Source organism: Pseudofrankia coriaricola (genome assembly GCF_001854805.1).
Classification (GTDB): domain Bacteria; phylum Actinomycetota; class Actinomycetes; order Frankiales; family Frankiaceae; genus Pseudofrankia.
Map to the genome: position 1 here is coordinate 13,020 of NZ_MBLO01000036.1, position 12,898 is coordinate 25,917.

Below are 12,898 nucleotides of genomic sequence, written 5' to 3' on the forward strand. Positions count from 1 at the left end.
CTCATCCTCGCCCGCCTGCCTGGCCGGGCACATGCGGTGGCCTTCACATGAGCCCAGCCCGTCCGGCCCACGCGGCCGGGGTCGGGCACGGCGTGATCAGGCCGCGGTGGCGAGGTCGTGCAGCGCCGTGACCGTGCGCCAGTTGCGGGTGGTGGCCGTGACCGCGAGCCGGCGCTCGATCGCGGTGTTGTTGAGCTTGGTGCGCCCGTAGCCGTGCGGGCAGTGCAGGTAGACCTCCCGCCCGACGACGGCGACGTCCTCGCCCTCGGCCGTGAGCGCGGCGAGCCCGGCGACGCGGGCCTTGTCAGGCTGGTCCGCCAGGAACGTGACGTGCAGTTTGGTGGGGTCCGGCTCACGGTCAAGGAACGGGTTGCCGGCGGCCAACGCGGCAAGTTCGTCCCGGTTGCGCAGCAGGACCGTGGTGCGCACGCCGATCTCCCGGTCGATGCGGGCCTCGATGTCCGCCGCTAGCGCCGACCGGGGTGCCTCGGTGCCGAACAGCACGTTGCCGGTCCGCAGATAGGTCGAGATCCCCGCATACCCGAGTCCGGAGAAGATGGCGTGCAGGTCAGCCATGCCGACCTTGACGCCGCCAACATTGATCCCGCGCAGCAGCGCCGCGTAGGTGGTCACCAGCCTCCTTCCGGCCCCCCACGCGGCACTCTACGAGCACGAGGCACCCGCTCTCGGCTAGTTCACCGATCCGACAGAATCCGCGCGGACCCCCTAGCGCCGAGGCGCAGCCGCCGAAGCCGCCCCGGCGGCCCGGCCGGTGGGCTCGCCCGCGCTGGCCGGGCCGGCAGGGCTTCCCGGGCCCGCGGACCGCCTCGAGCCGGTGCCAGCCGACGCCGAACCCGCCTCGCCCACCGCGGCACCGCCCGGCGCCGGGGTGACGCCCCGCGCCGCGCCCGAACTGTTCCGCGCAGCCCCCGGGGCCGCACCGGTCGCGCTCGCCGCCTTGGTCACTCCGGCCGCCTTGGTCGCTGTGGTCGCCTTCGTTGCCTTGGTCACGCCGGCCGCCCTGGTCACTTTGGCGGCGCCAGCAACCCCAGTCCCCTTGACGGCGCCAGTCACACCGTTCCCCTTGGTGGCACTGGTCCCCTTGGCGGCGCTGGCCGCGCGACTCCCCTTGACGGCACTCGCCGCGCCGGTTGCCCCACTCCCCTTGACGGTGTCAGTAGCACCGCTTCCCTTGGCGGCACTCGCCGCGTCACTCGCCTTGACGGCGGCGGCTCGTTCGGTGTCCTGGCGCGCGGCGGCCGCCGGGGCCGAACTTGCCGTGGTTACGGCGGCGGTCGCGGGAACCGCCGCGGCCGCGGCGGCCCTGGCGGCCACCGGCGTCCGGAGTGCCGGCGGCTGGCGCGCCTTCCCGCGCGCCGCGGCCGCCGGCGTCGCATCCGACCTGGGCGACGGAATCTCGGCCGACGTCGCATTTCCGGACCGGCCGGCTCCAGCCGCCGACGTGCCGGCCGTGGCGCCTCGTGCCCTGGCCGCGCCGGTCCTAGCCGCGCTGGTCTGGGTTGTGCTCGCTCCCGTGGCCCTCGTCGCGGCCGAGCCAGTCCCCGCGGCGCTCTTCGTCCTGGCCGTTCCCGTCCCGGTCGCACTCTTCCCAGCCGCGCTCTTCCGGGCGGCGCTCGCCGCGGCGGCGCCATGGGTGAGCGTGCCTCGGGCCGCGGCGTCGCCGCTCGCCGCCACGCGAGGACGGGGCACCCCGCCGGCCCGGCCGCGGCTCCCGTCCAGCATGCGCTGGACCGCGAGATCGGCGAACGCCGCGATCGTCAACGCTGGGCCCACGCCAAGCGGCCCGGGCAGCGCGGCGCCGTCCAGGACGTACAGGCCGGGGTGATCGAAGACCTGGCCAAGCCCGTCGACGACGCCGTCGCGCGGGTTGTCTCCCATCGGGGCACCGCCGAGCGGGTGCGCGGTGACCCGACGGCGCGGCGTGGCCAGCGGGTGCGACTCGAGCCGGCCGCCGAGGCCGTCGGCCAGCCGCGCCATCGCCGCGCGCATCCGCTCGGCGTCCACATCCCGGTCCGCGCCGGCGCGTTCGAGGCCGAGCCGGTCGCCGTCCAGCCGCAGCACTCCGTCGGCCGCGGGCCGGCCCATGGCGAGCAGGGGCAGGACGGCTTCCCCGTCCGCGCCGGCCTCGGCGAGCCGGGACAGCTGTCCGCGCAGGTCGTCCGGTCCACCGCGCAGCCGCTCGGCGGCCCAGTCTCGGGCGAGCCGCAGTGGATGGACCAGGCTGCCCCGCAGGCCACCGCCACCTCCGCCGGCGGCGGCCCGGTGGCCCGCCAGTAGCCAGGAGACGAACGTGGGTACGCCGGCGTCCTGGATGTGGAAGCCGGGCTCGCCGTCGGGCCCGTCCGGCACCGCCACGGCCGAGGTGACGGTCGGGGCGGCGCCCAGCGGCCAGAGAGAGCCATCCTCGCGGCGGGCGCCAGCCACCAGCCCGAGCGCGTCGCCGTTGCCGCTGAAGCCGTGCCCGAGCATCGGGCTGAGCCCCGGCAGCGCGGCCCGGCTGCGTAGCAACAGGTAGGTGGAACCGAGCGCGCCCGCGGCCAACACGACCCGCGCGCAGCGCACCGTACGCGCCGGCAGCATGGCCAGGTCACGCGACGTGCCGTCGACGGCGCCGTGGTGCTCGGCGTAGGTGACGACCCAGCCGCCGCCGTCGTCCGGCGCGATCGCCAACACCTCACAACGCGTGCGGATCTCCGCGCCGTGGTAGGCCGCCGCCGACAGGTAGGTGTGGTCCAGGCTGTTCTTGGCCCCGTGGTTGCAGCCGAGGACGCAGTCGCCGGCGAGCTGGCAGGTCGCGCGGGCGCGGCCGTGCACGTTGCCGTAAGGGGCTTCGGGGAGCGCGAGCCCAGGCGCGGTGACGCCGAGGGCGGCGAAGCTGACCGCGAGCGCCGGCTGCCGCCATTCCAGCCCCATCCGCTCGGCCGCGGCGCGCAGCGCGGTGGTCCGCTCGGTGGCCTCGTAACCGGGGCGCCCGGCCGGGAATGGCGCCGCGCCGAGCATCTTCTCCACCGCGTCGTAGTGCGGTTCGAGGTCAGCGCGGCTGATCGGCCACGGCCGACCGGCGGCCGCCCGGCGGCGCGAGCCTGCGCCCGCCGACCCGCCGGCGCCGCGGGTCCGGCTCGCGGCTTCGGCGCCAGCGCGACCGCCGGTCGCGGCCCCCCCGCGGCTCGCCCGCGCGTCGGGTTGCACGAACCAGCGTTCGTCGGCGCGCATCAGCGCGTTCGCGAAGACCAGCGAGCCGCCGCCGAGCCCCGACGACACCACCGCGTCGAACCCGCCCAGCGACCAGATGTCGAACAGGCCGTGCCTGCCCTCGCCGGGGTTCCAGTATTCGCGGGCCACCTCGCGCGGCGTACGCGGGAAGGCGCCCGGCGGGTAGGCCCGGCCTCGTTCGAGCACCAACACATCACGGCCGGCCTCGGCGAGCCGGAACGCGGTGACCGATCCACCGAAGCCCGACCCGACGACGACCGTCTCGACCTGCTCTGGCGCGGACTTGCGGACCATACGCCCTCGGACCCTTCGCTGCGACAATCGGTCACCATCAATTCGGCACGCACGGTAGTCGCCCGATTGCCATCTGTCGAAGAAGGGGAGGTACTGACTGGTCGCGTCCGCTTCCGGGCCACGCTGACATCGGCGGGTTCGAGGAGCGGGCGCCCACGACGGCGCTCCGGCGCCGCCCGTCCCAGGATGGTCAAGCTGGCGACAGAGCGTGACGCTGGGACGCATGGATACGCGCACGGCCAGCCGCGCACGGCCAGCATGGCGTGCCGGCGGCGCGGGACCGCCATGAGCCCGCGAGTCGCAGGAAGGCCCGTATCGTGCGCGCCAGACTTTCATCGATGTCGGCGGGGCTGGCCGCTACGGCCCAGAAACACCCGGAGCCGGCCGGGAAGTCCCGGTCGGCTCCGAAAGGTACTGGCCGCTCGTGACGGCCGTCATGCATTTCTCGCGCAACGCCCGTGGACGGGCGGCGTCGCGGATGTGTCGCGGGTAACTCGGGGTCTGTCTCTTTGGTGCCGGGTTGCCCGGCACTTGGTTGGCCGGTCTCGCGCGCCCGCCCGTGTCGTGGGTCACTCGGCCCGGTATCCGGCGGGCCTCGTTGCCAGCCGCCCGAAAGTGGATACCGCCGGTATTCGGGAAGGCGCCGAATACGAGCCGGCCGAAACGCCCGGCCCCGCGCCCCCGGCCACCGCCATATGCGGCGGCCCGGCAGCGCGGATGACGCCGAGGTCCTACAGGGACGAGCCCTGGCGGACGAGGATGACCTCGAGCTCGTGGCGAGCGTTCGGCGAGAGGGCGTCCTGGGCGAGGTAGGTCTCGAGGGCCCGGCGCTGGCGGCGGGCGACCCGGCGGGCGGCGGCCTGCGACCGCAGACGCGTGATGGTGGAGGTGTCGTTGCTCATGTCGTTCTCCTGGGGCAGGTGTGACCGCGACCGCATTTCCCCGGCGGCCGCAAATCCATTGTGAACCATATTTCTGGGCTTTTCGAGGACGGCCGGGAGTGACCTCTGACGCATACCAGACAAGCCAATTGGCACCGGCGGCCGGCGAGTGGTCCGGGCCACATTCCCTTCTTTCTTACCGACGCCAAGGAATGAGTGGCACCGGTCACAGGAGACAAAGCGGCTGACTGGCATCGATTCTCTGGCCGGCTGCCGCCCGGCCATGCCAATAGGTTGTTCGCGCAGGTGGCAGGCCTATAAAGCGCCCGGCGGCGCCGCGATCCTCTCGCCGCTCCGCGCCGGCAGGCCGCCGCCGAGCCTCACCGGAGATTCTGACCCGCCCCGCCAATGACCCTCGACCGTGGGATCCGCCAGCTATGACCAGTCACTCGCCGGGCTGGCGCGGGAGCCTGAGCCGGCCGCCGCCGCGGCCAGCCCCGTGCCGTGACCTCGGACACGGCGGGCGCACCGCCGGCCGCCCCTCGTCCGGCTCCCGGCCAGGTGCCGCGCGGCGCGCCGATGACCACAGCGGGCAGCCTGGAGTCACCGGGGCCCATAGGAGGACAACAAAACGTAACCAGCTCGACACGGAGGTGAGATTTACAGTGCCGTAGATGTTCGTAGACAGGATTGAACCAGGAGCCGGAGCCGGTGGTCCGCGGCGACGCGGCGTCGATCCGACAGGAGGCCAGGTGCGCGACCAGCTGCGGTGGGCGGCCGAGGTGATCGCCGCCGCCAACGACAAGGATCTGCTGAGCATCAGTGCCGCCGACGACGCCCCTGAGCTGTCCCGGCACAGCGCGCATCGGCTCGCCGCCGGCTGGCTGCCCGCGCCCCGCGGACCCGCGGACCGGGCGAGTCGCTGGCACCGCCCGACCCGGCCCGTTTCCGACGGGGTGTGAGCTCGGACCAACAGCGGCCGAAGCCGACCACCCCGGGGTCGGCGCCGATCCGGCCGGACCGGTCCGGTTGGCACCGGTCCGGCCGGCGCCGGTCCGGTCCGGCCGACCTCGCCCAGCCCCCTGCACGCTGGGCCGCCCAGGCGCCGGCGATCGCGGCGGCGCCACCAGGCGCATCCACGCTGAGCGAGGGGCCTGTCAGATGTCTCGGGCTGCCTCGCCGCCTGGCACGAGGGGCAGGCCCATTCCTGTGCGGGCCTGGACCACGCCGTCTGGTTCCACCGCCCGGCGCGCCTCGACGACCGGGTGCTCATGGTGGATGTCACCCCGCACGCGGCCGCCAACGGTCGCGGCGTCCGCACCGGGACGATCCACAGCCACGACGGCCGGCTCTTGGCGAGCCTCACCCGGGCGTGCCTGTTCCGGGACCTGCGCCCGGACGCCGCCGCGTGGCGAGCTGCTCGTGCCCGCACGGGGCTCCGGCACCACCGGACGCACGTCGGCTCGGGCCGGCTGTCCGGTGACCGCTTCGGGCGCCGTCTCGGCCGGGGAGAGAAAGCGCAGGTCGGGGCCGGTGACCCGGCCGAACCGGAGCGCGCGGACGTCCGCCAGGTAGCTCATCCGGGTTCGCCATGGTGGGCGGTCGCCCTGGCGAGGCAGCTCTCCCGCGTCGCGGAGCACGTAGCCGGCGTTCAGGCCGAGCAGTGACGACCCGCTGGCCGCCCCGTCGGCGGAGCCGGCCGGGATCGCGCCGTTCGCCGCGCGCGCGGCGCCGTCGGCCAGGCTCGCGCCGTCCGGCCCGGCACCGGCTCCGGCCGGCGCGGCGGGGCGGCCTGGGACGAAGATGCGGTAGCCGCGCCGGTCGAGGTGGCGCAGCAGCCGGCCGAGGTGCTCGGCCACCAGGTCGACCTTCAACGTCCAGGACGCGTTGATATAGCCGAAGGCGAAGACGAAGTTGGGGACGCCCTCGAGCATCATGCCCTTGTAGACCCGCTGCCGCGGCACGCGCACCGTCTCGCCGTCGACGGTCAGCGCGATCCCGTCGAACATCCGCAGCCGCAGGCCCGTCGCGGTGACGATGACATCGGCGGCGAGCTCCCGGCCGGACCTCAGCTGGATGCCCCGCTCGGTGAAGGTGTCGACATGGTCGGTGACGACCTCGACGTTCCCGGCCGAGATCGCCCGGAACAGGTCGCCGTCCGGCGCGACGCAGAGCCGCTGGTCCCACGGGCCGTAGCTCGGGGTGAAGTGCGTGGCGACGTCGTAGCCGTCCGGCAGCGCCCTGGCGACCCCGGCCAGCAGCTCCCGCCGCACCATCTCGGGGCGGCTCCGGCTGAGCCGGTATATGAGCTGGTTGCGCAGGATGTTGCGCCAGCGGACCAGCCAGGCGGCCCACCGGCCCGGCAGCACGCGCCGCAGGCCGCTCATCAGCGGGTCGACGGCGGGCAGTGAGGCGACATACGTCGGCGAGCGCTGCAGCATCGTGACGTGCGCGGCCCGCTCGGCGAGCGCGGGTGCGAGCGTCATCGCCGTGGCGCCGCTGCCGATCACCACCACCCGCTGACCGGTGTGGTCCAGGTCGTCCGGCCAGTGCTGGGGGTGCACCACCCGGCCGGGGAACGCCGCGCGGCCGGGAAAGTCCGGCTCATGGCCCCGGTCGTAGCGGTAGTAGCCGGTGGCGCCGACGAGGACGTCACAGGTCAGCCGAACGTGCCGTGGCCCGGCGTCGCCCGAATCGTCAGGGCTGCCCAGGCCGTCCGGCCCGTCCGGGTGCCGCGCGCCGGCCGCGGCGGGGGCGGCCGGTACGCCCGGCGAGGCGTCCGCGGTGAGCTCGACGTCGACGGTCCAGCCGGCCCGCGCGCTCGACCAGCTGGCCGCGACCGCCCGATGGCCGTACCTGACCAGTTCGTCGACCCGGTGGGCCCGCGCGGTCTCGGTCAGGTAGCGCAGGATCGAAGGCCCGTCCACGATCGACTTCTCGCCCGTCCAAGGCCGGAAACCGTAGCTGAGGGAGTTCATGTCCGAGTCGGACCGGATGCCGGGGTAGCGGAAGAGGTCCCACGTCCCGCCGAGCGTGCCGCGGGCCTCCAGCAGGGCGACACGGCGGCCGGGCTGGCTGGACAGCAGGTGGGCGGCGATGCCGATGCCGGACAGCCCGGCGCCGATGATCAGAACGTCGATGTGCTCGCCTGGCAGCCTGGCCGCCATGATCACTCCCATCGCCAGCCCATCCCCAAGATACGGGCCACCCCGGTGGGCGAAGCCGCCGGCCCCGAGGACAACGGCGTCGCCACCGATCCCCCGGCCGCAGGCAACACCGCCAGGTCGGGCGGCGAGCCCGCTGACCAGGCCTTCGAGGCTTGGACCGGCGCCCGTCGCCCCGATTCTGCCCGCTTCAACCGGGCAGCCTCGTTGTCGGCGGCATGTTCAGCGATTGTTTTTCATACGCTCGCGCGTCGTCGCGAGGACGCTCGCTCGCTGTCGCGGCAGGCTCGCTCGCCGACGCCACACGCTCGCGCACCGGCGCCGTCGTACCCGGCGTCATCGATCAGGCCCGCCGGCCGACAGACATCCCATGGGCTCGGATGTCCAGCCCAGCCACAGCTGGTGACGGCGCATTGGCGCAATACCAACCCAGCCACCTCGCCAGCCCGGTCCCAGCCAGACCACCGCGATATGCCAGGGCCCGGAACCACGCGGGGAGGGCGCTCAGCGCCCGACACGGGGCGAGCGCGCCCAGCGCCTCGCCCCGACAGACGGGACCGGTCAGCCGATCTCGTCAACCGATCTCGTCAGCCGGGCTGGTCAGCCGGGCTGGTCAGCCGGGCTGGTCAGCCGGGCTGGTCAGCCGGGCCCGTTGGCAGGGCTGGTCAGCCGGGCTCGCCGGCGGGCGCCCCCGGCAGCTCTCGCTCCTGCCGCTGGCGCAGGTACTCCTCGAAGCTCAGCGGCGGCGGTACCGGCTCGCCGCGGCCCGCGGCGCGCAGCTGGGTGACCAGGCTGGAGACGTACCAGCGCCGGAAGTCTCGATGCGCCGGCGGCGAGGCCAGCGTGAGCAGCCGCGCCTCCCGCGCGTACCCGTCCGCCTTGTCGAGGGCCGCCAGGTACTCCTCGCCCGCGTCGGCGATGCTCGCCGGCAGCCACAGCTCCAGCTGGGTGCGCCGCTGCCCGGCGGCCGCCGCGGCCAGTGCCTGCCGGCGGATCGCCTGCCTCGCCTCGCCGAACCGTTCGGTCACCGTCCGGATCAGCTCCGCCAGCTCCGGCGGGACGGGGGCACTCTCGCCGTTGATCTCGCCCACCGCGGCCAGGGTGAACTCGCGGACGAGGTTGTCGACATGGCTCTTCGCGGCGAGCAGCAGGTCGGTCGAGACGTCACCGAGGCTGACGCGGTAGCGCGGCGGCGAGCCCAGGCCGTGCCCCGTCGAGGCGGCGTCCGCCGACGCCGTCGCCACGGCCGGATCGGCGCTTCGGCCGCCGCCGGGCCCGGGCTGTACGGCGGGGACGGCGGCTCCGTCCAGGCCTGCCCCCTCCAGGCCGGTCTCGACCGGGCCGGAGGGGTGCGGGCTGGCCCGGCCGTCCGGTTCGCCGGCGCCGGCCAGGTCGACCTCGGCCCAGACGACCTTGCCGTGCCGGTTCACGTCCGTCCCCCACCTCGCCGCGATCGCGGCGACGAGCGCCAGCCCGCGGCCGGTCATCGTGTCCGCGCTGCTGCGGGCGCGCAGGGGGGCCACCTGGCTGGTGTCGGCCACCTCCACACGCAGCGACGAGCCACGGGCGACGAGCCGCAGGTGGACGGGAGGCTCGCCGTGGAGCACGGCGTTGGTCAGCAACTCGCCGGCGAGCAGCTTGATGTCACCGGCGAGGTCACGCATGGGCAGGGTCGCGCGGGCCAGCCGGCTGGAGATCTCCCGACGAGCTCGCGGCACGGCTTCCGGCGCGCCGTCGACCCGCAGCGCCATCAGCACCTCACTGCCAGAGGCCTCGGTGCCGTCAGACGCCCCGTCGGCACCCGAATCCGACCCGCTCGCGGTGCCATCGGCGTTTCCACTGCTGTCGATCACATACGTCCCCAGCTCGGCAGATCGGCCGAAGGAGCTGCGATCATGTCCATCCAGTGCGCCTCCGGAAGCCATTGGCGGCAATGTCGGCCGTGCGGTGCCTTGCGTACCCCAACCGCACGACGACAAATCACCATGCCCAAAACATGACAGGCAGTCCGATCCCAGGACAGGAAGCTAGCTACCCCTTTTTGGCGCGCCCACGGCTGGCCAGTCGCACCGCCGGGTGGTCCGCCCGCTGACCCCGGCCGGCGGCCCGGCGACGGTCAGGACGGCGTGGCGACGGTCAGGACGGCGTCACGACGGCGACGGCGCCGCGCAGGGTGAGCGTGGCGCTGGACGGGCCGACCCGCAGCGTGAACGTGCCAGGCTCGGTCGACCAGCCGCCCGGACCGTCGCCGTCGGTGGCGGGTCGCCAGTACTGGAAGGCGCGCGGCGCGATCTCGACCGAGATGGTGGCCTTCTCACCGGGAGCCACGTCAGCCGTCGCGAAGCCGGCCAGCCACAGCGCGGGACGCTCGACGGCCGAGTCCTCGCGGCTCAGGTATGCCTGGACGACCGTGCGACCGGGACGGTCACCGCTGTTGCGCACGGTGACCCGCACGCGCACGGCCTCGCCCGGGGCGACGGCCGCCGGGACCGCGAGCGACTCATACACCCAGGTGGTGTAGCCGATGCCGTGGCCGAACGGATAAGCCGGCCCGCCCTGCGGCGGCGCGGCCGGCAGGGAGCCCTCCGCCGCCGCCGGCTCATCAGGCGACGCCGCCGCGGTGCGCCGGGACCAGCCCCGGTAGCCGACGTGAAGGCCCTCGTCATAGTCCAAGGCGCCGTCGACCGGTGTGACCGACCAGGCCGGGCAGTCCTCGGCCCTGGCCGGCCAGCTCGTCGGCAGCCGCCCGCCGGGCTCCACGCGGCCGAGCAGCACGTCGGCGAGCGCCGCGCCGAACTCCTGTCCCGGGAACCAGGACAGGAGCACGGCCGGCACCTCCTCGCGCCAGGGCAGGAGCACCGGCGCGCCCGCGTTGACGACCACGACTGTGCGGGGGTTGGCGGCGGCCACCCTGCGCACCAGCTCGTTCTGCCCGGTCGGGAGGTCCAGGCCCGCGCGGTCGACGCCCTCGCTCTCGACCCGGTCACTCGTGCCGACGACGACCACCGCCACATCCGCCGAGGCGGCGAGCTCGACGGCGGTCTCGAGCTCCTCCGCGCCAGGCGGTGACGGGTCCTCGCCCAGCAGCGCGAACGACGCGACCGGCATCCCGGCCGGCGGGTCGTGGCGCAACGTGACCAGCACGTCCTCGCCCGCCGTCAGGTCCATGCCGGCCCACCAGACCGGCGGGCGCAGGATCGCCGCGACGATGTCCCCGTCGGGCGGCTCGAGTGTGTCGTCGTAGAGCACGGTCTCCGTGCCGGTGCCCGTGCCCGTCGCCGTGGCCGTACCGGTGCCGCCGGCGGCCGCGGCGCCGACGCGGGCGCGTAGCGAGAACCGGCCCATTCCCGCGAAGCCGAGCGGGTGATGGCCACTCGCGCGCGCGGTCAACAGCGCCGTCACCTCCACCCTGGCGGAGCTGGCCAGCACCGGGTCGTCCATGAACATCAGCCGGCCGGACAGCCGCCGTTCGCTGCGCAGCAGCTTCCCGGCCGCGTCGAAGAAACGGACCCGCAGACCCGGCTCACCCGACTCCGGGTCGCGCGCGCCCGCGGTCGACAGCGGCGCGGGCCAGGGCTCCGCGCGCACGCCAGTGGCGGTGACGACCTCGCCGCCCTCGCCAAGCGCGGCGCGCAGCCCGTCGGCCGGGCCGACCAGGTACGGCGGGAAGACGGTGGCACTGCCACCGCCCTGCCCGCGGGGCAGCGTGGCGTTCGGCCCGATCACGGCGACCCGGCGTGTCCCGCCGGACGCGCCGGGTGCGCCGGCGCCCGTCAGCGGAAGCAGCCCGCCCTCGTTGCGCAGCAGCACCATTCCGCCCGCGGCCGCCCGCCGCAGCAGGTCGCGCGCGTACGGTCCGGCGGGGTCGGCCCCCGTGCCGTCAGCCCCCGTGCCGTCAGCCCCCGTGCCGTCAGCCCCCGTGCCGTCAGCCCCCGTGCCGTCAGCCCCCGTGCCGTCGGCCGCGCCGGCTCGGTCGCCACCGCCCGCGATCTCCTCCGCGCCGGCGGCCTGATCGGGCCTGGCTGGGTCGGCGAGGGCGCCGACGCGGGCGGCGAGGCGCAGCAGGCGGCGGGCCTTGTCCTCGACGAGCTCGGCGGGGACGCTCCCGTCCCGCACCGCGGCGACCAGAGCGGGGCCCCACGGGCCCCACGGGCCCGGCATCACCAGGTCCAGGCCGGCCAGGGCGGACGGGACGGTGGAGCGGGTGGCGATCCAGTCCGAGACGACCAGGCCGTCGAAACCCCACTCGTCCTTCAGCGGGCCGCGCAGCAACGGGTTCTCGGTCATCGTCGCGCCGCCTACGCTGTTGTAGGCGGCCATGACCGCCCACACGCCGGCCTCACACACCAGCGCCTCGAACGGCGCGAGGTAGACCTCGCGCAGCGCGCGCTCGTCCACGCGGACGTCGACGGTGAACCGGTCGGTCTCGGACTCGTTCGCGACGTAGTGCTTCACGGTCGCCGCGACGCCGCCCGCCTGGATTCCGCGTACCAGCGCGGCGCCCAGCCGCGCTGTCAGCAGCGGGTCCTCGGAGAGGCACTCGAAGTGGCGGCCGCCCAGCGGGCTGCGGTGCAGGTTGACGGTCGGGCCGAGCACGACGTCGACGCCCTTCGCCCTGGCCTGCGCGGCGAGCAGCCGCCCGACGCGGCGCAGCAGCGGCTCGTCCCAGGTCGCCGCGAGCGCGGACGGGCAGGGCAGGTTGGCGGACGGCTCCCGCTCGTCGGCACGCTCGCCGCGCACGCCGGCCGGGCCGTCGGAGAGCACCATCGCCCGCAGGCCGGCCTCGGGCGATGGCCACGTCCGCCAGAACGACGCGCCGGTGAGCAGCCGGACCCGCGCTTCCAGATCCAGCCGGGCGAGCGCCTCCGCGACCCGCTTCTCCAGCACGTCCGCGGTGCCCGTGACGCCCGCGCCGGCAACGTCCGCCCTGGCGGCGCCCCCGTTCACGACGTCCCTGGCCCGTTCACGACGTCCCTGGCCACTGTGTCCTCCACACCCACACCCCGCGCGATCCGACCTCACCGCCACCGGGCCGACGGGTGGTGGGCTGGTCCCGGCGGAGTCGGCCCGCCAGCGGCGGGCGGGGTGTGCGGATGTTCCGATACCACCTTCTACACTTCAGTAGCTGGAGAGTATTGTCAGGCCCCAAACCGTCACCGGACATGCCTGTCTCCACCAAACCGTCCGCACAGCTACGCAAGGCCCCGCAATGGTCGCATGGTCACCGGCGAAGACGCCCACCGGGCCGCCGACGGCCATGCCAGGCCTGACAGCGGTCGTGTGACCGGCGGTGGCGACCGCCAACGCCTGACATCGTGTACGCCC

7 protein-coding genes and 1 pseudogene are annotated in these 12,898 nt (G+C 74.7%); 2 read left to right on the forward strand and 6 right to left on the reverse strand.

The features are described from left to right. Positions 1 to 96 precede the first annotated feature (96 nt). From BCD48_RS06390 to BCD48_RS52075, 3 genes are all read right to left on the reverse strand, one after another. Entirely contained in the window at positions 97 to 633 is a 537-nt protein-coding gene (locus BCD48_RS06390; RefSeq protein ID WP_071047370.1) for a DUF1697 domain-containing protein, read from the reverse strand. Between the two features lie 93 nt (positions 634 to 726). Continuing rightward, positions 727 to 3,528, reverse strand: coding sequence for a GMC oxidoreductase (locus BCD48_RS06395; protein WP_071047371.1), 2,802 nt, complete (start codon positions 3,526 to 3,528; stop codon positions 727 to 729). A gap of 731 nt (positions 3,529 to 4,259) precedes the next feature. Further along, the gene (locus BCD48_RS52075) at positions 4,260 to 4,430 is read right to left on the reverse strand and encodes a hypothetical protein (RefSeq protein ID WP_198543124.1); all 171 of its coding nucleotides are present in this window, start codon (positions 4,428 to 4,430) and stop codon (positions 4,260 to 4,262) included. 731 nt (positions 4,431 to 5,161) lie between these two features. On the opposite strand from BCD48_RS52075, the gene BCD48_RS06405 reads away from it, so the two are divergent. After that, positions 5,162 to 5,371 carry a hypothetical protein gene (locus BCD48_RS06405; protein ID WP_071047373.1) on the forward strand — a complete coding sequence of 70 codons (210 nt, stop codon included), beginning with the start codon at positions 5,162 to 5,164 and terminating at the stop codon, positions 5,369 to 5,371. Between the two features lie 303 nt (positions 5,372 to 5,674). Further along, positions 5,675 to 6,076 carry a hypothetical protein gene (locus BCD48_RS45635; protein WP_349307999.1) on the forward strand — a complete coding sequence of 134 codons (402 nt, stop codon included), beginning with the start codon at positions 5,675 to 5,677 and terminating at the stop codon, positions 6,074 to 6,076. Between the two features lie 753 nt (positions 6,077 to 6,829). On the opposite strand, the pseudogene BCD48_RS53265 reads toward BCD48_RS45635, so the two are convergent. The 3 genes and pseudogenes from BCD48_RS53265 to BCD48_RS06420 all read right to left on the reverse strand — a co-directional run. After that, positions 6,830 to 7,588: pseudogene (locus BCD48_RS53265) on the reverse strand (flavin-containing monooxygenase); the annotation flags it as partial. Between the two features lie 650 nt (positions 7,589 to 8,238). After that, positions 8,239 to 9,426, reverse strand: a complete 1,188-nt coding sequence (locus BCD48_RS06415) for an ATP-binding protein (protein ID WP_071047374.1) — start codon at positions 9,424 to 9,426, stop codon at positions 8,239 to 8,241. Positions 9,427 to 9,709: 283 nt separating this feature from the next. After that, positions 9,710 to 12,520 carry a beta-glucosidase family protein gene (locus BCD48_RS06420; protein WP_071047375.1) on the reverse strand — a complete coding sequence of 937 codons (2,811 nt, stop codon included), beginning with the start codon at positions 12,518 to 12,520 and terminating at the stop codon, positions 9,710 to 9,712. Positions 12,521 to 12,898: the final 378 nt, after the last annotated feature.

Bases quoted from the DNA above. Each gene is read 5' to 3' on its own strand.
- BCD48_RS52075 (WP_198543124.1), bottom strand. From the start codon at position 4,430: ATGAGCAACGACACCTCCACCATCACGCGTCTGCGGTCGCAGGCCGCC.
- BCD48_RS06395 (WP_071047371.1), bottom strand. From the start codon at position 3,528: ATGGTCCGCAAGTCCGCGCCAGAGCAGGTCGAGACGGTCGTCGTCGGG.